Source organism: Methylomonas sp. EFPC3 (assembly GCF_029643245.1).
GTDB classification, from domain to species: domain Bacteria; phylum Pseudomonadota; class Gammaproteobacteria; order Methylococcales; family Methylomonadaceae; genus Methylomonas; species Methylomonas koyamae_B.
On the sequence record NZ_CP116398.1, the window covers coordinates 3,226,564 to 3,248,815 of the forward strand.

At 48.4% G+C, this 22,252-nt stretch carries 13 protein-coding genes; 6 read left to right on the forward strand and 7 right to left on the reverse strand.

Features of this window, described 5'->3' with window-relative positions; translation table 11 throughout:
* Window positions 1–649: 649 nt before the first annotated feature.
* Genes PL263_RS14440 through PL263_RS14450 form a run of 3 tightly spaced genes read right to left on the reverse strand, consistent with a single transcriptional unit; the run spans window position 650 to window position 2,563 of the window.
* A complete protein-coding gene (locus tag PL263_RS14440; protein WP_278210005.1) occupies window positions 650–1,543 on the reverse strand; it encodes a poly(3-hydroxybutyrate) depolymerase in 894 nt (297 codons plus the stop codon).
* A 45-nt stretch (window positions 1,544–1,588) separates the two neighbouring features.
* Complete coding sequence (locus PL263_RS14445; protein WP_256612426.1) at window positions 1,589–2,194, reverse strand: hypothetical protein; 606 nt, start codon at window positions 2,192–2,194, stop codon at window positions 1,589–1,591.
* A gap of 42 nt (window positions 2,195–2,236) precedes the next feature.
* On the reverse strand, window positions 2,237–2,563 hold the full coding sequence (locus PL263_RS14450) for an EthD family reductase (RefSeq protein WP_278210006.1): 327 nt from the start codon (window positions 2,561–2,563) through the stop codon (window positions 2,237–2,239).
* A gap of 116 nt (window positions 2,564–2,679) precedes the next feature.
* Here PL263_RS14450 and PL263_RS14455 point away from each other — a divergent pair, with 116 nt between their 5' ends.
* Window positions 2,680–3,555, forward strand: coding sequence for a LysR family transcriptional regulator (locus tag PL263_RS14455; protein ID WP_278210007.1), 876 nt, complete (start codon window positions 2,680–2,682; stop codon window positions 3,553–3,555).
* Between the two features lie 279 nt (window positions 3,556–3,834).
* On the opposite strand, the gene PL263_RS14460 is transcribed toward PL263_RS14455, so the two are convergent.
* The 4 genes from PL263_RS14460 to PL263_RS14475 form a co-directional block, all read right to left on the reverse strand.
* Window positions 3,835–4,074 carry a hypothetical protein gene (locus PL263_RS14460; RefSeq protein ID WP_278210008.1) on the reverse strand — a complete coding sequence of 80 codons (240 nt, stop codon included), beginning with the start codon at window positions 4,072–4,074 and terminating at the stop codon, window positions 3,835–3,837.
* A gap of 251 nt (window positions 4,075–4,325) precedes the next feature.
* Window positions 4,326–5,458 (reverse strand): IS3 family transposase gene (locus tag PL263_RS14465; RefSeq protein ID WP_278210009.1). Its coding sequence is split into 2 segments (ribosomal slippage): window positions 4,326–5,197 and window positions 5,197–5,458, totalling 1,134 coding nucleotides; the frame shifts between segments, so codons are not numbered across the junction.
* 1,000 nt (window positions 5,459–6,458) lie between these two features.
* The gene (hhe, locus tag PL263_RS14470) at window positions 6,459–11,930 is read right to left on the reverse strand and encodes a DUF4011 domain-containing anti-phage protein Hhe (protein ID WP_278210010.1); all 5,472 of its coding nucleotides are present in this window, start codon (window positions 11,928–11,930) and stop codon (window positions 6,459–6,461) included.
* A 17-nt stretch (window positions 11,931–11,947) separates the two neighbouring features.
* A complete protein-coding gene (locus PL263_RS14475) occupies window positions 11,948–12,862 on the reverse strand; it encodes a WYL domain-containing protein (RefSeq protein ID WP_278210011.1) in 915 nt (304 codons plus the stop codon).
* Window positions 12,863–13,079: 217 nt separating this feature from the next.
* Here PL263_RS14475 and PL263_RS14480 point away from each other — a divergent pair, with 217 nt between their 5' ends.
* The 5 genes from PL263_RS14480 to PL263_RS14500 all read left to right on the forward strand — a co-directional run bounded on the left by PL263_RS14480 (window position 13,080) and on the right by PL263_RS14500 (window position 22,250).
* On the forward strand, window positions 13,080–16,754 hold the full coding sequence (locus PL263_RS14480) for an ATP-binding protein (protein ID WP_278210012.1): 3,675 nt from the start codon (window positions 13,080–13,082) through the stop codon (window positions 16,752–16,754).
* Window positions 16,747–17,379 (forward strand): hypothetical protein, encoded by a 633-nt coding sequence (locus tag PL263_RS14485; RefSeq protein WP_278210013.1) that lies wholly within the window; start codon window positions 16,747–16,749, stop codon window positions 17,377–17,379. Before PL263_RS14480 ends, PL263_RS14485 begins: the two co-directional genes overlap by 8 nt.
* A complete protein-coding gene (locus tag PL263_RS14490; protein WP_278210014.1) occupies window positions 17,376–18,608 on the forward strand; it encodes a hypothetical protein in 1,233 nt (410 codons plus the stop codon). The genes PL263_RS14485 and PL263_RS14490 overlap by 4 nt, the downstream gene beginning before the upstream one ends.
* A gap of 1 nt (window position 18,609) precedes the next feature.
* On the forward strand, window positions 18,610–19,518 hold the full coding sequence (locus tag PL263_RS14495; RefSeq protein ID WP_278210015.1) for a hypothetical protein: 909 nt from the start codon (window positions 18,610–18,612) through the stop codon (window positions 19,516–19,518).
* Window positions 19,519–19,970: 452 nt separating this feature from the next.
* On the forward strand, window positions 19,971–22,250 hold the full coding sequence (locus PL263_RS14500; protein WP_278210016.1) for a GTPase: 2,280 nt from the start codon (window positions 19,971–19,973) through the stop codon (window positions 22,248–22,250).
* The last annotated feature ends 2 nt before the right edge of the window (window positions 22,251–22,252 follow it).

Sequence of the window (22,252 nt, forward strand, 5' to 3'; positions counted from 1 at the left end):
GTCTTTAAAAAAAACGGTAGGGCTATGAGGAGAGGACTTCACCCCTCGCTACAACCGATCCCTATTAGATAAGAACCAATCTCATCTACTGCTTTTTCATTTAAGGTGTGTCCCCAAAAACGTGTGGTCCGCCGTTCGCAGACCACTTCAAAGCACCATTAATAAATTTTGAGATTTCACATAAGAATTGTGAGACAAATTTAAGAAATTATGAGATCTGACAAACATTCATGTTTTGTCGGGTGACACAATTAGTGAAAAATGGGCGATTGATTTTAAAGTGATATTTCATTATTTGTGTCACACACCATACCCACTTTTGACACAAATAATGAAAAATTCCGGATTTTGTGCCACTAATATTGAAAAATTTCGAACGCATCATCTGATAGAGCAAGTTCGGCCAAAACCCGCCGCTCGGAGTAGCTATCCCATTTTAATAATTAAGGCACCATGTAACCCAATCGGCTGTCCGGTATTCGGCTACGTTTTGGGTCGTCGTTTGATGGCTCTAGGCTTAATACGTCCAGGTCGGTTGTCAACCAACTGTTCAGCCACTAAAAGGAGCAGGCAGACCCGAGAGGAATCCGGGTGACCGTTTGCTTTCGGGTTTACCTTTGCACCCATTACGATTCATATAGAGTCAATTTCACTTTGCCCGAGGGCTAACTTGAGTCGCTGACACAAAAAACTCGACAATATCCTGACTTCGCTCGGGCCAATGTGAATGGATTTGATCACCTTCACAGTACAATGTTTTTACGCCCCCGGCACACCCTGAATAAGAGGAGCAACCATTTGCGATTTTATCCGGAATAGGATCACATTTATTACAAGCTGCCCACCAACCCACCGCTTGCTGACCATAACCAGGAAACAGGCGATCCTTGCTGCTGTGCATGATCATAACCGGCAAGGGCTCGGGGCATTTGCGGTCGCGTAAATCATCATACGCAACCCCTGCTGCGCTCGGCGCAATTGCACGTGGGATGTGTCGTGTGCCAGTCATAAACGCTAATGCCATTGCCGAAGTCCCTCCATCGGAATGTCCCGTAACATAGACCTGTTTTTCATCAATACACCACTTTTTGGCCATTAAACTGGGAATGGTGCCTAATTCTACGGTAGTGCTGGGCGATAATTCCGGGTGATCCGCATAGGCCACGATGAAACCGGCTTGGGTAGCAGGAAAAGTGAACCCAGTTGTTTTTTCGGTTTTAGCCCGATTCGATCCGGCCGGAGAAAATACCAGTAATAGTGGGTGGGCAACGGATGCATCATAATTGGCTGGTGTGCGGACATTGTATTTGATGCCATTTTCGGTTTCTTCACCATAAGTCTCTCCAGCGTCTCCACTGAGTTGATCAGCTTTGCAAAGACGTTTCAGCATCTCAGGTCGATACACGGCCTGCCCCAATTCTACCGAGTCGCCGCTATGATCCATCAAAAGCATGACAACCATTACTAATATCGGTAACCCGAATAGCACTTTCTGCCAAGAATTGGTTCTTAAAAGATAAACCTTTAATTGAGTCATATTCATAGTCATATTCCCCCTAAGTACGTTTGACTCGCCTGTACCATTCGATCATGCCTCAGGTGAGTGATTGGGCGCTTCCTTATTCGCTAACTTCATTACAATATAAGCCAGCAACAACAAGCTTCCGATTATCACAATCTGCAGCATATAGCTTTTTCCCGGAACCGATTCCAGGCCAACAGAGAACGGAATATGAGTGTCAAGACGCTTATCCTTGTCGACAATAGCGATGTGTGCCAAATAATTACCAGCACCATATTGACTAAAATCGACCATACTATCGAAAGTACCGTTTTTAACTTTTTTCGGCTGCTGATAAAAAACCCTTTGCCCTTCAGGTTCTTTGGTGATTTCGAATTCCACGCTGACATTGCGCAGACTTTTACCTTCGTAGTCGAACACCAAATTAGTTGGGCCGATTTCGGGAATGATGCTGCAATATTCCCGATCCCCTGACAGAGTCGGGGTATAGGCCGTGAAATGGACTCGTTCAAAACCAACCCTCGTAACGCAAGCATCGGCCTCGTCAGGCGCACCTCGATGCGCTTGGGCAATAGTTGGCATTAATCCGACCCAAAAGACAACAGGCAGCAGACCCATCCACCTAATGCGCTTGTAAGCCGCCTTTTTTAGTTTGTTGATAGAGTTAGGCATTGATTTGCCTCCACAGTGATTATGTTAAATCCGATGGTCGGATTAGAAATCAAAGGTTTCCACCTCGGAGATCAGAAACAACGGCTCACCACCGCTAGAAATCTCAACGGCATGCTGAGCTGTTTCTTGACCGCCTGGTGAATTCAGACAAGCCTTTAATTCGGCGAGGGATGGAAAATAAACCTCGGCAATTCGATGAAACTGCGCTGCAGATTTGTCTACATTGGAAAGAATCAATGAGGCGACAAATCGTGTTTTGCCGGCCAGCTTTTCGACCGCCATCGGCACATGCTCATCAGCATAACGACGTTCAAAAGTTTCTAAATCTGTTGGCGTAGGGTACATTACGATTAATTTTGCTGTTTTCATAGGAATATTGAATATTTAGGTGACTTGGTGTTTATATTAAATAATGAGTTAGGTAAACTGTAAAATACCATTTTTCTATCTAATGATAGGTTTAACCTATTAAAAAGGGGCAAGCTGTGGAAATGCAACAAATACGCTATTTTCTGGCCGTCTGCGATAAGGGCTCGTTCACTCGCGCTGCACAAGCAACCTATGTGGCCCAACCCTCCCTGACGCAAGCAATTAAGAAATTGGAAGATGAACTTGGCGGTGAGCTATTTAGCCGAGACCGCAGCGGATGTCGGTTGACGGCCTTAGGACGTTTGGTTGAACCTTCTATACGTGAAATAGTGCGCAAGACGCAAGCTGTCAAAGCTGAGGCTGTGCGTTTCAGCCGCTTAAATACTGTGCCACTTCGCATCGGCGTGATGACGACAATTGCCGCACACCATTTAAGTCCATTCTTCACTGACTTTCAGCAAGAACGACCCCATGTAGAACTGGAATTAGTCGTCGACAGTGAATGCAATCTATTGAATCAACTTGATGAAGATAGCCTGGATTTAGTTATCAGTGCACCAACATCCTTACTGGCAGAGCATTACCAGTCTTTAGAGCTTTACGAAGAACGCTATGTCGTTGTCTTCAACGACAAACACCGTTTCAATCAACTGCAACAAATTGATTTAGCGACGATACAAGCTGAACCTTACTTGGATCGCCTGAACTGTGAATTGCGTGAAACACTGAGGAGTGTGTGCCAGGGGCGGCAGGTCAATCTTTATGCTGCCTATAGAAGTAATAGCGAAGAGTGGATACTGAGTATGGTACGCGCCGGAATCGGTGTTGCGCTAATGCCGGAATTCACCATCACCAAAAATGCAGATCAGATTCGAGTTCGTTATCTGTCAGATCCGGAAATTCGTCGCACCATCTGCGCTATATTCCCGCCCACATCGGCCGCAAAACCCGAAGTGGCAGAAGTATTGAAAAGTCTGCGGATAGGTTTTTAAAAAATCACAGGTTAGGCAAAACTAAATCAAAAGTCCGATTATGGCGTTTAAAGGGGTTAGGAAACCTCTGATTATTGCAGTTTTTCAAGAAAAATTGACGCGCAAGCCATTGCTTTAATTGGTGCTGAACCAATCTGCCAGAAAGCCGCCATACATGTTTCTCAATAGCTGACCTTCAAATAGGCTTGAGCAGACCTTCACCAACTCAATTTATTGTTGAAGGTTACAATGAAAAGCCCAGTTTTATTTGGTCATTTGCTTGGCAAATCAAAAATCCTTTTAATATTCAGACATCACGTTCTCAATACGTCGATCTGGCACTAACCATAGCAATGCGACCAGCACATAAAGCCCTTGAGCTAACCATGGTGACCAAAACGTGCTTAGTGTCGCTATTAAGTAAATCAATGGTGAGGATTTACCCTTCCAGTCGCTACCGACAGATCTTTTTAATAGCGAATTTGTCCCTTGTGAAACGATGATGAGGTATTGTAATAATATATAAGCGATTGCTGCCATCAATAGAACCACTCCGTAAGCCATCGTTGGTATAGCCGCAAAGTGATTTTCCCCCATCCAGGCAGTTGTGAACGGAAATAACGATAACCAGAACAATAAATGCAGGTTTGCCCACAGTATCGAACCAGTGACTTTTTGGCATGTCTGCAGTAAATGGTGATGGTTATTCCAGTAAATGCCTACATAGACAGAAGTGGCCCCATTGGATTGTACAAAAAATCGATGATTTAAAGTGAAATCCCTGCCATGGTTTAGGCGGCCAACTTGAGAGTTGGCAACCCATAACTATACGCCTGATGCGGCGTTTTTCGGTTCAAGCTGGAGTGCGGTCGTTCGTGGTTGTACCATTCGAAATAATCCAGGATTGAAGCGCGGGCTTGGCCGACGGAATCGTAGGCATGCAGGTAAACCCGCTCGTATTTGACGGATCGCCATAGTCGCTCGACAAAGACATTATCCCGCCAGGCACCGCGACCGTCCATACTTAACTGACAGCCTTGGTTTTTCACCGCCTCGACAAACGCCTTGGCCGTGAACTGACTGCCTTGATCGGTGTTGACGATGTCCGGCCTGCCGTAATGTTTGAAGGCTTGTTCCAGCACGTCCACCGCATGACAGGCTTCCAGGGTGATCGCCACCTTGGCGGCCAGGACTTTTCGAGTAGCCCAGTCGACAACCGCCGTTAAATACGCAAAACCCTTGGCCAGTGGGATATAGGTCGTATCCAGCGCCCAGACCTGATTGGCGCGATTGATGGTCGTGCCGCGTAGCAAGTAGGGATAGATTTCGTGACTGGGTGTCTTCTTACTGGTATTGGGTTTGCCGTACACGGCTTCGATGCCCATTTTCGTCATCAAGGATTTTACACGCTTGCGGCCAATCTGAATGCCTTGCCGGTTCAACTGGTCACGCAACTGGCGAGCGCCCATGAACGGGTGCTTCAGGTGCAGTTCGTCGACTCGGCGCATGATGTCCAAATCGCATTCCGAAACCGGCTTGGGCAGGTAATACACGCTGCCGCGACTGATATTCAATAGCTTGGCTTGCCGACCGATCGGCAGTTCCGATTGACGGTTGATCATCGCTTTGCGCTCAGCAATCCCGCCTTGTTGAGCGCGTTCCCTAAAAAATCGTTTTCCAAGGTCAGTTGGCCGATTTTCGCATGTAGGGCTTGCAGGTCGACTGACGGTGATTCAGGCTCCGCGGGCTTCCCAAACACCTCGGCAGCCCGTTCGGCCAGCTGTTTCTTCCAGTCGACAATCTGATTTTGATGAATCTCAAACTCCTGGGTCAACTGCGCCAGGGTTTTATCGCCTGCCAAGGCGGCCAAAGCCACTTTGGCTTTGAAGGCGGGGGAATGTTTTCTTCTCGGTTTTTTGGACATCTACTGCTCCGTTTCTTTGTCCTTGCGGACATTCAAAAGTAGCAGGGTTTTTCACTTAAACGACTGTTCAATTTTTTGGGGCCCGCTCTCTGCGGATCCCGCCACTATTCCCATGCTCGTTTCACGAAGTCTGATGGCGCGCCTGTGGCACTGACTTGCAGATTGCCCTTTGCTGAGATAGCCAGTCGCCCAGGTGATCCGGCGTTACTCTGCGTGGTTAACAACAGGTCGTCGATGTGCCAACCTAGTGTCGAAACCTGCGCTTGAAGCTGGGTGCCGGCACCTTCGATTGTTGGAGCCTGCTCACCAGTGACAGGCTCTTATTAGGTCCTCAAACTCGAATCCCGCACCACTCGTCGACCGCAGGGTCGCGGATGTTCGCTTATTTCCACTAGATGTCTTCTGCATCATTGTTTTAGTCGGTCTAGCCATGATCAAGAGATTAGCACGAATCAAACAGATGCAGCGTAGGCGTTTTTACAGGGATTTGAACACTCTAGGCGCTCGCTTGCTCAGTAGCGATTTACTGAACAACGTCGAAGCTCGATTTCTTCCATATAGGAAACTTTGCGCAGATTAGAAACCAAGTCAAAATTTGCCGACGTCAAGATCTCTACCAACTTCTGCTTTTTGGAGCTGTCGATGATCAATTTTCTGAACCTATTCTGCCTACCCAATTTCTCTATCGATGCCTGCCGATAAAAATCACCGGCAGGATGATTAATAAATTTTGAGATTTCACATAAGAATTGTGAGACAAATTTAAGAAATTATGAGATCTGACATGTCACTCGACACTAATTTTGTCGGATGCCAAATTAAGTGAAAAGTGGTTCATTGAATTTAAAGCTGTTTTTCATTTTTTGTGTCATAACCTATACGCCCTTTTGACACAAAAAATGAAAAATTCCGGATTTTGTGCCACTAATATTGAAAAATTTCGCACCTGCGGATATACCCTGATTCACCTTTCGCATTGTCAGGCGATCTTTTTCAGTAATCACGCTCTTTCCAAAGACATGTTTATGATGTCGAAAATCTGTTCCAGATATTTGCCCTCGGCTGGTTCTGTGGCCTTTCGGATATAAGAAGGGACTGCCTCGAGAAACTCCACCTTGCTAGTCGGTGTATATTCTAACAGCGCTTCAAGCATCGCTGGGCGCAACAGACGTTTATTCTCAGGAGTTGCGGGACATTCTGTCCGAATCACCTCTTGATCAAACCGAATCAATTTTTCTTTCAAACTCATCGCCTTAAAAGTAATTTGATCAACCTGCGCTTCTTTGGCATCGACCTCGTCGATAATCTGCGCAATCTCGTCAACCTCAGACTCAAATTCCGAAACACTCAGCAGCACGGGCGATTTCAATTCATGCAGTTGGCGAATGATAGGTGATAACTCACCGTGCGGATTCTTAAACCAATCAGTTGACCAAATTCTCCGAATTCTCCAACCTAGGCGTTCCAAAATCGTTTGGCGTAAACGATCTCTGTCACGTGCCGACTTAGCGGAGTGATAAGTGGCGCCATCACACTCAATACCCATCAGGTAACGACCTGGATTTCCTGGATCGATTACCGCTACATCAATAAAAAATCCAGCAACTCCTACCTGGGGAACACATTCAAAGCCTTCTTCATTGAGCGCAGCCATCACGGCAATCTCAAAATCGCTGTCGGGACCTCTTCCTGTATCTCGCTCAGTTTTATGGAGAATGCCAGTTTCGCAGTAGCTTAAGAAGTCACGTAAAGCCTTGACACCACGTTTACTGTTTGCTCCGGCCACGATATCGTCTGAATCCATCGAACTGAAAATGTGCATCCTTTTTTTCGAGCGAGTAAACAGTACATTCAAGCGTCGCCAACCCACGTCAGAATTTATTGGACCAAATCGCTGATACACATTGCCGCCCGGTTCCTGTGGACCGTAGGTCATCGAAATGAAGATTACGTCACGTTCATCGCCTTGAACATTTTCTAAATTCTTAATGAATAGTGATTCTCGCCGGATTGAGTCGGTCTCTAAACATGCAAGGAACCCAGGATCATCTTTCGCCAACGTCTCAATTGCACGCTCGATCTGCAGACGCTGTTCGGCGCTCATAGCAACAACGCCCAAGGTTTCTTCTGGACGATGTCTGAAATGCTCTCTTACCGCCTCGGAAATGACCTTTGCTTCTTCCATGTTTCGCCGATTTACGAAACAACCACGTGGTACCCGGGAATATTGAATTCCGTAGTTTTCAGTCTGCTTATGCGGCGAGGGGAAGAGAATCAGATTGCTCTCGTAAAACGAGTGATTAGAAAACGCAATCAAGCTTTCATGCTGGGAGCGATAATGCCAGCGTAATCGACGCGCGGGAAACATCGGCAATGTCGCATCGAGAATGCTTTCCGACTCTTCAATACCGGTTGGATCATCTTCGTCGTCATCGATAATTCGATCAAAGAAGCTAGTCGGAGGAAGCTGTTTTGGATCGCCAACCACCACCAGTTGACCACCTCTCGCAACGGCTCCAAGTGCATCCTGCGGCTTAATCTGAGAGGCTTCGTCCATCACCACAAGATCGAAAGCAATTTTCCCCGGGGCAAGGTATTGAGCAACAGACATCGGCCCCATCATGAAGCATGGCTTTAACGCCACTAGGGCTCCACCCGCCCTATGCAGCAACTGCCTGATTGGTAGATGCCTTGTTTGCTTAGAGCACTCATGTTCAAGAAGAACCCTCTCCGTACGTTCGCTGACACGAGCTGCCATATTTCCTGTTGGAATTTGGATTTGATCGATTTTCCATGCGATCTGCTCAGCTTGCAGCTGCTTTAGCTTATTGTCGTACTCTCTAAACTTTTCCTGTAAAGCCTCCTGAGAATGCCCGGAGAATCGTCCTAGATCAGGTTCTTCAAGAAGTATCTCTCGCGCTAACATATCAAATACGCCGGCTTGATAAGCATCTTCAAATTTTTCTATGTCGATTTCGAAGCTTTCTACTCCAACTACGAGCTTACCGAGCCCCAATTTTTCAAGCTGATCTCGTACCCTGACATAATCAAGCCAATTTTGCAGCATCTCGCCATTATCTAGTGCCAACTGGTTTCGTTCGACTAAATCATCTAAATGATCACCAGAGTATAAAATCCAATCTTCACGGTCCAGCTGAACCAAACGAGCAAATTCCTGAAAAGATGTTTGCTCTGAAAGCAGGATGGCACGAAGTTGTTCTGCCTGTGAAACCAAGAACGAGAAAGTCGTGTCAGTTGGGTTACTATAGAGATGGCCAATTAGCGCTTGATTTTTCAGTTTTCCATCAATACTTTGCGCGAGTTGGAGTGTATTGCGCAACATCGACACCCCACTGGTGTTGTCAGTACTAAATCCTACCTTTAGGCCAAGCCTGCCTTGAAATAGTTTTCCGTCAAAGTCGGCTTTCTGCCACGTTTCAACACGTTTTTTTAACAATCCAATCTGATCGATGAGTTCTACTAAACCTGAGATTGTGAGTGAATCGTCACTAGCCAAGGGCCTACAGTCCTGGATGGCTTGATTGGCGGCAACCAATAACCACGAAATCGCACCCTCATCGCCGGTTAGCAAGGTTTGCTCGTTCTGAAACATTACGACGGGGGAAAACACCTTTTTCAATCTGTCCAACTCATCGAGCAAATCGTTGAGTTGGGTTTTGAAGCCGCGCTCAGTTAACGAACGGACCGCTTTAGCAATACTTGGCGATAACTCCAAGATAGCATTACCTAACGACACTTTCTGCCCAAAACCGATACCATACTGTTGGCGCACGCGTTTATACCAAGCTCTTAGTTCCTCCAACGCATCAAGGTCTGTATCCAGCCCTTGTAAGTGCTCGCCGAGCACTTCGTTATAGCGCGTATTGGAATCAAGCTTTCGACGTTTTCCAGCCAAAGCCTCTAAGTCACTAAGTAATGGCACCAAGCGGGTATACTTTACTTGGGCATTTGCCGCATAACTCAGCAACTGTTTCCGTGCAGCACGCCAGTCACTTCTGAACCAACGAAACACTCCACCTGAAGCAAGTACATTCGCTAATCGGCGGATTTCATTTTCGTCTGGAATCCGTTCCAAATAGAACACACCATGAACAGCGTTATAAATCCCGTGCAACTCTTCAAGTTCGGTCCTTAACTGCGGCAGTAACTCGTCCAGTTCTTCGTTATCAAAAAGTTCATCACGGAGCTTCCAATATGAGGGATTGAGGCTGACGATCAGCTCAATTACCATTTTGAACTCAATCAAACCGGACTCGCTGACTGCAAAGTGCCTGGAGCCAGCATTTCCCAAGGCAGATACCACACCTTGAAATGGCTCATCAAGCTGCTCCAACTGATTCTTGATTTCGCTCAAACTTCTAATCGCCTCAGCCAAACCACCGAGTGTGACATCGTCCTCAACAAGTTTTTTCAACTGCTCTCCACCGGAGCTAAGCTGATCCGCGATTGATAGATCTTGCAGTATTTCTGGCCCCGCTTTCTTAGCTATTAAAGCGTACTGCTCTTGAATATCCTCAAACAACTTTAGATAGCGTTGCGTCTTCTCCAATACATCGCCCCGAAGAACAGGAATTGCCTCTAAAATTTCATCACCTTTCAATTTTGGGATACTTTCCAATTCTTCGAGAAAAGTTTGCGCTTCAGTCAGTGTTTCAGCCACGATAGATTTATCGCAACCCAGGGTATCGGCGACAGCTTCTCGTTGCGAAAGCAGTTGATGCAGCGACTCCTGCCATGCCCCTAGGGATTTCTTCACCCTATCCAGATCGAATATTTGTAAGTCGCCATTACGCACTCCATACCATGAGTGATCCTGGAGCGCCGCGTCACCATCCAACTGACTTGCTACCGCTTGGTAGACTTTGCGATAGAACTCAACCTGATCCTCATTACGGCGTTGCGCAGCTGCATCATAGTTATTGCCGTCATAACCATCGGGATGAAGCGGTTCGGGGTTGATTCCAATCAAATTGCGATATCGCGTTGCCGCCATAAAAATTTCATGCAGCGTTTTACCGGTGCGCTTCCATGGCTGGTTGATTTTTTGAGCATGGTTTTTAAGTGCGGTCTTGATTTCTTCGTAGCGCGCTATATCAACCTCGATGTCCTTAGGCTTTCGATAGCATCCATGCTTTTTTAAGCGCACACTGACTTCATCGAGCACTTTGACTTTCTGCGACTTATGGCTGTGAAGTTCTAGGCAGAACTCACCTAACCCAGCCTTATCCAGCCGACTACGCACCACTTCAAGCGCAGCAAGTTTTTCCGCAACGAACAGTACCTTTTTTCCTTGCGCCATGGCAGCGGCAATCAGGTTGGTAATGGTCTGCGATTTACCCGTTCCAGGTGGTCCCTCAATGACCAAGTTCTTACCATCGACAGCATCAATAAGAGCACTATGCTGGGAACTGTCAGCATCATCGATCAGAGGATAGTTAGTGTGTACCTTATCCATATCATCAATGATGTATTCTTCACCGAAGCCAAGATCAACTGCAGACTGGTCTGGTACATTCGTATCCTCTCCAAAACCTGACAGAAAACTTGAAACCACTGGGTGATCGACAATATTAGCGTCTTGGGGCCAGCGCGCTGGATCTAGATCGAGATACATCAGCAACTTGCTGAAATTGAGCAACGCCAAAGTGATTTGGCGACGTACCTGCCAGCGCGGTTGTTTATCCTTTATAGCCGCACGAACCTCGCTGAAGTAATCCTCCGGTACCGTATTTTCATCCAATTCCGGGAGAGCCATGGCGAAATCGGCTCGTAGTTTTTCACGTAGAGAAAGATTGGGAATTATGTCTTCACCGGAATAACTTAGCGTGTACTCGTAAGCACGAGTAACGGGATTCAATCGACCTTTATGGAGCCGCACAGGAACCAAAAACAGCGGAGCAACACGCACACTTTCCGAATTATTAGCTTCGTACCACTCCAAAAAGCCGAAGGCCAGATAGAGGATATTCGCCCCCATTTCTTGAATCGCAGACTCCGCCGCTTGTAAAAGATTTTTTAATGTCGCCTCCATCTCGAAGGGGTACAACAATGTCTGAATTCCAGTATCCGAATGTTTGCTAGAGTCATCATCTGCAGAAACCTCTGGCACCTCGAAGCTCGTTGCAAAACCCAAATGTTTAGCCCATTCCTCTGCGGCAGGGTCGTTTCGCAACTTCACCAACTGTTGTGTTTCTTCATCGAACTTTAGATACCCTGATCTAATGAGCTCTTCTTCAGTAGGTTCGGGAATTGCCTCGAAGCGCATTTCCGTTTCAGCCAGCAGCGTTTCTACCAGCTGATTTGGCAATTCATCAATGATACGCAAGCTAGCGCTTTTAGTATGGCGAAAGTTAATCAGTCGATTACGCGCGGTTAAATCCAGCAATCGCATGCGGAGATTTTCTAAAGCCTTTTGAGCTAGTAATTGCTTTGAATTATTTCCCTGTTTCATCACTAACCCTTAAATATCTACAAATTGGTTACTTCATATCCAGGAGCAAGAATTGCGCTGGAAACGCCATACAGCGCCAGATGGTTTCTCAACCAAAGCCTATATTCTTTCCCTTCCAAGTTATGCGTAGGTGAACAATCGACTATTAGCTGGCGTAAGACGTAACCCGCTATAGCTGCTCTTAACTTAATGTGTAAAACGCCTGCGGTCATCCCATAATCCCCTTCAATAATTTCAGGGTGATGTTGATTTGGATGAGGTATACAATCCAGCTCAACAATTCGATTCCATTGAATATCAGCTTCCGGTAATTCATGTTTCAACAACACACTCCCCGGCAGTACAGACACATCTTCCATTCGAGTGAAAACAAAATCACGAAACTCCTTCGTTTTCCGGTCATAGGCTCGAACATGCCAACGAAAACCGTCATTCACTAAAGCAAAGGGTGCTATTTCACGTTGCGTTAATCCACTAGTATGAGATTGGTAGTTTAGGCTAACAATTTTTTGTTGATGGATAGCACGACTGATCGGGGCAAGAACATCTATTGTCGGCCGACTAAGAATAACCGGAAGTTCGCAAGGCACAAGGCAATCAGATGTGTAAACGCCTCCGTAGCCATACCCATGTGCTAAGACAGCGAGCACCTGATCTGGAAAATGTTTGAATGCAGGGGAGAAGGCGTGCCCTAATTCATATGACTTTGTCTTACCGTTAAAACTAATGTTGTTTGGAAATGCCTCCCGATACTGAGCAAAATCCCTGGTTGCGACTGCCGGGGCAACGCCAAATCTTTGTATTAGTTCCTGTCTCCCTAGTCCGCCAAGAAAAAATAGCCTAAATTCAATAAAGGCTAGGCGTTCCCGCTGCGCCTGGCTCAATTTCTGGATTGCTTCCGAAGAAGAGTTAGATAAAAGTTCGATACTCATCGGAGTATTTTAAGACAGAAGCACAGAAAAGCAATTAATTTGATCTGTTGACATAATCAATTTGATTATATATTGTGCGGTCTTTGATTTTTTTAGTGGCTTGGATAGGCCAAAGCAAAGTCGACAGACCTCCGTCACTTTATTCCTGCCGAATGGCACGGGTCTACAATCCAAGACACGATCACAAGAATGTGATTTGCATATCTACAGGCAATCAATGACAAATTGTTACGAACTGAAAGAAATTATTCTTATAGATAGCTTTTGGCCAGGCAAAACCGTTTTACTCAAACTGGATGGCCATACCAACCTAAGCGGTACAAACGGCGCCGGCAAAACTACCTTTTTACGCTTGATGCAATTGTTCTGGGGCGAGCGACCCAGCAATATCGTCGGCGGCAGCGGCAGTAAAAAAGGCTTTCTGGATTATTACCTGCCGCGCGCCAGCAGTTATCTGGTTTACGAATACCAACGCCTTCATGGACAGATTTGCCACGTGATGGTGCAAAGCGACGGCCGAGGCGCCAAATACAAATTCATCGACGCAGCTTATAGGCAAGACTATTACATTGCCGAAAGCGGCTTTCCGCGCGACGCGCTCGGCATCGAGCGCCTGTACCGGCCGACGGCGGAAGTCTCCCGTTTCCTGGCGGTGGACGACTATTGCAGCGTGATACAGTGCCATCAGCTATCGAGCGGCAAGAAAGACCTGCGTACCATGCAAGCCCGCTTTGCGATGGCCGCAACGCCGATCAACCACATAGAAAAAGTCATAGGCTCGGTCATCGAGAAAATCGGCGATTTCGATGTCATCAAGCAAATGCTGATCGACATCTCGAGGGGCAAACTCAGCCAGAGCTTTTTGCAAAACGAAGACGAACAACTGCCCTTTCAGCTGAACAAGCAGCACATAGCCGCCTGGCTGGCCGATTTGAACGCGGCTAAGGAAATCGAAGCCAAACGCGCCGACTTCGACCGGCTGTTGCAAACCATAGCCGAGTTGAAGCAAACCCTGAAATTCTTATCCCATTTGCACTTTTATGCCAGGGACAAACACAAAGCCGCTGAGCACGAAAGCGAAATTCTGGCAAGCAAATTGAAGCAGCTAAGCGAGCAGCGCGATGCATTGCAACAAAACCATAAACTACAGCTGGAGCCCAAGGAAGACGCCTTAATCGAAGCCGGCGCCCGATTAAAAGAATTGAGCTACCAAATCGAACAGCTGGAAGCGCAAAAATTGGCCTACGAAGAACAAGGCGCCGAAAGCTTTGCAGTCAAGGCGGCCAAGGCGGAACAATACGCCAAAAGGCAGCACGACATTCAGGCCGAACTGGATGCGCTGGAACACAAGACCCAGGAAATCCATCGCTTCTACGAAAAACAATTAACCGAACTACAGCACAGGCACGAAACCCAAACCCAGCTCTATCAACAAAAAGCTTCAGACGCTAAGCTGCAGCAAAGCAAAAACCTTATAGAAGCGGAAGCCGAATTCCAGCAACGCAAGGAACTCTTGCAGCAAACGAAAGAACAGCGTTTGCAACCCGTTAACGAGCGGCGTTCGCAATTTAAAACGGACTTTCAAATCAAGCAGAACGAGCTGAAAAATCCGCCTATCCCCGCCGCGTTGGCTGAGCAGCGGCAAACCAACCGGGAGGCTTTGGAAACGGCGAGTAAAGCGTCCAAACAGGCTTATCAAGCCCAATCCGAAGCGCAAAGCGACTACCAAGGCCGGCTGAACCATTACCAAGAAATAGAACAGGCGCTCAAAAACAAGAAAGCCGACACCAAGCGGGCTAAGGAACGCCATGCTGATTGCCAAAGACGCCTGCGGCCGGAGCCGGCTTCGCTGCAATATTTTCTGGAACAGGAAGCCGACGGCTGGCAGCAAACGATAGGCCGGGTCATCGCCCCGGATTTATTGGATCGTAGCGACCTGGCGCCACAATGGACTGGGCAAGGTGGAGACTTTTACGGCCTCAGCATCAACTTGGAGGCGTTGGCCGACCGCAGTTACTTGACTGCCGACAAAGCCAAACTGGAACAGGAAGAAGCCAAACTGTTCGGAGAGGTCGGCAAACACGGCAAAGAATGCGAAGAACTGGAAGCGGCCTTGCAAGCCGCCAACAAACTGCGCGAACAGGCCAAGTCGGCATACGACCAAGCCCGGCAAGGTGTACAAATGGCCGAAAAATTGGAGGAGAATCTGAGCAAGGAAGCCGAAGCGCTAACCGACAGGATAGCAGCCGAAACCGCCAAAGCCAAACACCAGTTGGAACAGGAAATCGATCGCTTATCCAACGACATCAAAAACTGCGACCAAAGTCTGGCCGACATCGAAATCCAACATCGACAGGCCTTAAAAACCTTACAAGACGAACATCTGGAACGAAAAGGCATCCTGGAATCGGACTTGGAGAACCTGTTGGAAACGGTAAATAGCCAAATCCAAGCCGATGACCAGCAGTTCGAGCAGGAACAAAGCCGCATCAAGCAGCAATTGAAGAGCCGCTTAAAAAACAGCGGCGCCGACGAAGAGACTATTCTGACGCTGGCGGCAAAACTCAAGGAAGCCGAGGGCTTGGAAAAGGACGCACGCAGCTTCCAGCGCAAGGCCGAAGAATACGCCGGCTGGCTGCGAGAACGCTGGCAACAGCATCCTGAGCTTTGCCGGCAACGCGGCGACTGTCAGAGCCTGCGCCGACAATTAGAAGATGACATCGATATTCTAAAAAAGGATTACCAACGGCAAAGGGCCGAGCTGAATCAACAAATCTCCGCGCAGGAAGAGGAGCAGAAGAAAAACAGCAGCCTGTCGGCACAACTGGAGCAGTGCATGGAGCAGTTACGCCAGTCCCCGCCTGTTCGCGCCGAAGACTTACCGGAATATGCGGCCGGCACACTGCCGCATCTGACCCAAGATAGCCTGAAAGAGCGCAAACACAAGGAACGCGATATTCAAGGCGGCAAGCAAACCTTGGTGCAGCTGTTCAACCGACATCTGCACAGCCAATTAGCCGAAGCTTGGTCGCAAACGCTCAACGCGGCTGCAGCCCGTAGCGAGTTCTTTCTGGCCGAAGTACTGGAAATCGAACAGCCTTTGATCCATGTGCTACAGATGGTAAATCAGGTCAAACACAACACCGCCCTGCAGATCGACACTCATGCTAACGACGTCAACAATTTTTATCTGCACCTGAATAACTTCGAGCGCGCGATCAAACACACCGGTAGCGAGCTGTCCAAATACGTCAGCGAAGAACGCTATTTCGCCGCATTGGGCGAAATCACCGTCAACGTGCGCTCGAAGATGAGCGATTTGGAATATTGGCAGCCCTTGAAAAAATTCGGCGATCATTACTGCCAGTACCGCGACATCGCCGAATTGAGCGGTACTCACGAGATTCCGGAAGACTTGGTGCAAGCCATGGGCGAATTGACCGCACTGCTGCCGGCCAAAGGATTCGAAATCAATCATATTTCGTTATTCGACATCGAATTCAGCATCTTCGAAAACGGCCAGCTCAAACACGCCCGCAATTCGCGGGAATTGAAGGACGTCAGCTCTACCGGCCTATCCTATCTGGCCTTGATCACCTTCTTCACCGGCGTCACAGCCATGCTGCGCAAGCAAAATCGGACCGTCGTCTGCTGGCCGATCGACGAACTGGGCGATCTGGCCCCGGAGAACATCGAAGCCATGATGAATCTATTGGCCAAACAAAACATCCAAATCCTGTCGGCCACGCCGACCGCCGACCGCCACGTGCTGGGCTTATTCGAGCGCCGCTATTTGATCGACCGACAAAGGCTTCACGAAGTGGAACTGCCGGAAAGCAAGCTCGAACAGTTGTTGATCGCTCAGACAAAACAGGAGGACGCCCGTGTTTAAGCAAGTCGCCGAAAGCTTATTGAGCGGCCATTTCATTTGTCCGACCGCCTATCCGGACGCCTTCGACTATTTGTCGCAAGCCGCCAATGCCGAAAAGATCGACGCTTTCTTAAAGCCGCTGGATAGAGAATTGCAAAACATTGACGGCGAACTTTTTTACGCGGCCTACACGGTGGTCGACGACAGCAACCGCGCTGCAATCAGGGAGGCCTTTTCCGAAGTCCGCTCGCAACTGCGCCCGGTCGTCGAATGGATGGACATGGTCATGACCGCGCTGAGCCAGGACATGCCGATCCGGGCCCGCGACGAAATCCGTCTGCATCAGCTTTTGCAGGCCATAGAACACGAGCCGTCTTTGTCGGAGCAATTAAACCGCCTGACCCAATTGACGCTGTTCAAAACAAGCAAAACCGGTATCAACGATCAATTGTCCTGGGTATTGCAAAAGCTGGAACAAACCGGCTTTCTGGCGCGCCCCAACCCGCAATCCTCTGTGTATATCGCCACCGGAAAAATCAATTATCTACATCAGCTCATCGCCTTCCTGAACGACGCCGAAAACCTGGAGCTGGACCAACACGCGGCCGGCGGTGCCGACGGCGAGCAGCAGGAATTGTTTTTATGAGTTTCGACCACGAACAGATTGCCGGACTCATCCGCAAACTGGCAAGTGCCGACCAATTGTTGGCAAAAACCTATATCGACGGCACGCTGCATGCCGACGACGAAAACCGAGCAGCAATCGACAGCTTGAAAAAATCCGGTCTGTTGCGCACAGCGGATACCGGTGACGAATACCGTCTGACCGGCGATCTCAAGCGCTTGATAGACCGCCTTCTGCTGCGCAACCAGCGTTATCAGCAAAATCTCAACATGGCCAAGATGATCCTGAACGTCGAGGAGGACATCGAAGACTACCGCCGCGCACTGGAACAGAACAAGCGGGACGAGGCCCAATATCACTTGGAGCAAATCGACGACACGCTGTACGAAGCGATAGAGGCCTTGGAAAACAGCCTCGGCGTGATGTTCGCGGTTATCACCAGTCAATTCGGTTTCGTCAGTTCCTTGAACGGCAAGATCCGGCAAAACCAGCGGGCGCTAGCCTACGCCCAGCAACTGGTGCAAGAACTGAACCATGTCAGAATCGACGGTTGCTACGACTGGCTGAGCAGTTGGAGTGCTATACCGCCGGAACTCAGCCGCAAGATTATCCGCTTCATCGACCAATACAAAAGCGTCGTCGAACGCCTGACCGGCATCGTCGGCCGCATGAAGGAACTACTGTTCAAATTAAGGCTGCAGGAACAAACCGCCAACCGCTGCCGGGCGATGGCGCAGTTTTTACGGAATCACCCCGAATGGGAGCCCTTGGACTGGAGCGCCGAAGCCGACGTCCCCAAGCTACTGCAGCGCGGCCCAGGCCTGAGCTTGCGGCCCGGCATCAATGCCGGCAATCCCTTGTTGCAGGCCGACCTAGCCGCCATCGTCCACGAACTGCGGCGCCAAGCCAAACCTGTCGCGCCTTTGACAAGGGACAGCGCCACGTCACCGTTGGATACGAAGGCGCCGGAACAAATCCCCTACGGTCAAGACTTGTACGAAAGCCATATCGAAAACCTGTTTGCCTTGGCCCTGGAACGGCAAGGCCGCAAGGTTTCGGCGCTACACTATTGGCGCGATCAAGACTTGGAAGTCAAAGCGGAATTGTGGTTGGATATGGTGTTCGCCCAATACTGCTGCCTGCCTGGGCGCATACGCCGCGCTATCGCCTTGGATATGCAAGGCAAAAACCTGCAAGGCTTTAACGGCAACCAGATCATAGAGGAAATCCAATTGCAGCGGGTAGCGTGACGTGGACAGAAAGCTGTACCAATGGATCAGCGCACTAGTCAGAGACAAGCCGGGGCTAACCACAGACAGGCCGGTTAGCCAATTGGGCCAAAAGGTACAAACCTACTATGGCTTCGGCCATCTCAGCAACAGCCGTTTGATATTTAGCGCCGAAGACAAACGCCGCCTACGCCAGCAAATCTTAGCCGAAGTCGGCTTGGATCCCTTCACTACCGAGCATTTGCCGGAAAACCGTTTAGAGATGGCCCAATATCATGCGAACGAAAAACTGGCGGCCAAGCCAGCCAGCGAAGACCAATTGTTATTAAACAGCCAGGATGGGATCATTCGCATCAATAACGTGGAAATCCAGCTGTATCCGCAAAGCCTCACGTCAGCCGGCCTGATATGTATGAATTCCAGTATCGAAACTATCGAGCACGATACTATCGTAGTCGTCGAAAACCTAGCCATCATGCCGCTATGCCACGCATGGCAAATTCCCTGTATCGACCCAAAAGCCCTTTGGCTCTACCGCGGCGATCATAAAAGCGGCGCCAAAGCCAATGCTTGCCGAGACTTCGTCGAGCGCTTCGGCGCCGATAATACCATCATAGTCTTTAGCGATATGGATCCCAAAGGACTAGAAATTGCAGCCACATTACCTTTTGCAAAATTCTGGTTGGGTCCCAACGCGAAATTCTGGCGACCGTTACTGACAGGTCAATATGCAAGCCACATTGGTTTTGACACTCAGTTCGAAGCTACAAGCTATTTGCTTAGGCTATTGGATTCTAATTCGGTATCCGAGCCATTTAAAAATCTCATATCAGTAATGAGTGATGAACGCAGTTCATTTCGGCAAGAACATACCTATAGTCACAACGTACCTTTGGAATTGATTCCCATCAGGGTCAAGGACCATTCTTGATGGTTGTTATGGTGTTATTCAATTTCGCCGAGGGCTACCGGCCATCTTCAGTCATTGGAGTGGCCCAAATCAAGCGACAGCAATCTGCATTTAGCTGTCACTCAATGTGTGGCTACCTGCTTTGACATTTGTGCTCTTGTGAGATCAACGTGTTGGTTGGCGAGTGCTGATTGACGAAGTGGATTTTTTTGCCTGCGTCGATAGACAAAACGGAGGTGAAAAATGATTACATTAAAAGCTAAGCGCCTTACAAATAGTGTTGAAAAAGCCTCGGTTGGGGAAAAAACTCATTTTCGGCTAAATTATCAGCAGATGGATGAGCAATAACTCATAGTTACGAACTATGAAAAATAGAATCTTAACCAAAAATGAGAAATCCCCCGGCTTTGCCGGGGGATATTTACTCTGTTTACCCTATGTATTAAGCATTATTTATACGGAAAATCAAATTCATGAATCCAAGTGATGAAATCACAAAGCAATTGGAAGTTGCTGCCAAGGCCGCTAAACGCGCACTTGATCATGCACGTCCAGGTCAAAAAGATTTCCTCACTGCCCTTCAGCACTTTGAAAAACAAATCGGTGCAGCCCAAGTAATAGCCCCAACTAACGCCAATCCGATTATTCGCGAAGCAACTGAGACCTTCAGTCAACGCTACAATGATTTGCGGGGTAAATTGGACGGCCTGTCGGCAAAGTTCGCGGATAGTTTGTCCAAGTCCTTAGAGAATTTTGAGCGCGATGCCTCCTACGTTACCTTAATGCTCTTTGGACGGACCAGGGCGGGCAAAAGCACCACCATGGAGGCCCTTACCGGTGGAGACGGCTCAACTATTGGTATCGGCATGCAGCATACTACTCGCGAAGTACGCGCGTATTACTTTCCAAGCACCGACGGCAAGAGCCCACCTGATAGGCCCGCCTTGCGAATTGTTGACACCCCGGGCATCGAGGGGTTTGAAGGTGAAGCTCTTGGCGAGATGGCTGAAGAGTTTATTGATCGCGCCGATCACATCTTGTTCATGCTTACGGACGACAAAGCAACGGATGGTGAGCTTGAGCGCTTCAGAACCATTCGTACTCAAGGAAAGGGTGTTACGGTCCTACTCAACGTTAAGACTGCAGACGAAGATTTGGATTTGCTAATTGGCCGACCGGAACTGATCTTCAAAGCAGATGAACTTGACGGCCATTCAAGGAGAATCTGTGGACAATTAGAGCGGCGTTTAAGCATGCCGAAACCTCGCTTGATTCACATACACTCAAGGGCCGCGTGGCTCGGGCGTTCTGATGCCGGTCTCCCCGAAGGATTAGAGGAAGACGATAGGCACGCTCTAGTGAGCAACAGCAGGATATGTGATCTAGAACACCGGATTACCGAATTTATCCAAACTGAAGCGTTACCGGCTCGGTTGGCTGGACCAAGAACGCTTCTTCTCAGCCACTTGTGGCCTCTGAAAGACATGCTTCGCCCCTTTGCTGGGGAGTTCCGCCAAATGATGGATACACTCGAGCAGCTGGGAAAACGGCTCGAGATAAGCGCTCTGGAAGCACAGAAGAAGTCTGTACGGCGATTACCTTTAATACGCTCGCGGTTTCAAGCTGCAAGCGACGCTATTCCAGGAATGATCGACGAGGTCATTGCGGCAGGCGGTCGAGGCCATGCCCTCAACACACACTGGAAACAGCTCCTAAACACACATGCTGTATTGGATGCAGGGACGTGGTTCACCGAGATCGCTCAGCAGGACTTCAAATCAGAGTTTTCAGAGGAAATGCGTTCATCAACATTTGACTTCCAATTCGTTAAAGTTGATGACTTTGATGAGCTGCTTGATGACTACCACAAATTGGAGAACGACCAGCGTCGAAACAAATACGCGAGAATCGGGTTGCGAACTGCTGGCGGCACTGGTGCAGCTGCGCTAGCAACATGGGCAGTTGCAAACTGGTGGAATCCTACGGGTTGGATTGCTGCAGTGGTTGTTGCGGGTGCAGGGTTCACTGGTGAGGCACTCGCAAGATCGGTTGCAGACGATTTAGACAGCTCCGACAAACGAGCTCTGCATGAAAAACGCACAGCAATCATCGCAAAGCTCAATGAACGTATTTGGAATGATCATCATCGGGTTCATATGGCATGTGAAAATTGGCTAGACCAGACAAAGGCACTCTATATTGATACTGCAAATCAGGTGATGGCACCAATACATTGTGCAGCACGTGATCTTTGGCGTTCCATTGTTGCCAGTCTTAAACATCTGGACGAGGTGTCGGATTCTATCAACAAGGGACTCATTGTTGATCTTTTCAATGCACTTATTCCAGAGAGTACTGGTGGCGATGTGTATGTTGATTCAGTGGCGCGCATACCCGACTATCGAACAAAGGTCGTGATTCGTACTAAGCCTGATCAACATAAAAATGTATTAGCGGTATGCATTGGTCATAAAGGTGAGCGAATCCGGCGGATAGCAAGCGCAATAGGGGGAGAGCGCATTGACTTAGTCGATGGCGATGCCGATGATGAAGTGCGTGTTTTGCAGGCACTTGGACTACATAATATTCACAATGCCTGTATCAAGCTGTCCATACAATCAGGTCGAAGAGCCGCTATCGTTCGGTTTGATCGTGAAGATCAAGTCGCAGCGGCGATTGGCCCGAAAGGCGCAAATGTTCGACTTGCTCGCAAGTTACTTGGCATGGATATTGTGATTGAAAACGGGAAGTAATC

Coding starts and splice junctions, on each gene's coding strand:
- PL263_RS14440 (WP_278210005.1), bottom strand. CDS start 1,543: ATGAATATGACTCAATTAAAGGTTTATCTTTTAAGAACCAATTCTTGG.
- PL263_RS14445 (WP_256612426.1), bottom strand. CDS start 2,194: ATGCCTAACTCTATCAACAAACTAAAAAAGGCGGCTTACAAGCGCATT.
- PL263_RS14450 (WP_278210006.1), bottom strand. CDS start 2,563: ATGAAAACAGCAAAATTAATCGTAATGTACCCTACGCCAACAGATTTA.
- PL263_RS14460 (WP_278210008.1), bottom strand. CDS start 4,074: ATGGCAGCAATCGCTTATATATTATTACAATACCTCATCATCGTTTCA.
- hhe (WP_278210010.1), bottom strand. CDS start 11,930: ATGAAACAGGGAAATAATTCAAAGCAATTACTAGCTCAAAAGGCTTTA.
- PL263_RS14475 (WP_278210011.1), bottom strand. CDS start 12,862: ATGAGTATCGAACTTTTATCTAACTCTTCTTCGGAAGCAATCCAGAAA.
- PL263_RS14480 (WP_278210012.1), top strand. CDS start 13,080: ATGACAAATTGTTACGAACTGAAAGAAATTATTCTTATAGATAGCTTT.
- PL263_RS14490 (WP_278210014.1), top strand. CDS start 17,376: ATGAGTTTCGACCACGAACAGATTGCCGGACTCATCCGCAAACTGGCA.
- PL263_RS14500 (WP_278210016.1), top strand. CDS start 19,971: ATGAATCCAAGTGATGAAATCACAAAGCAATTGGAAGTTGCTGCCAAG.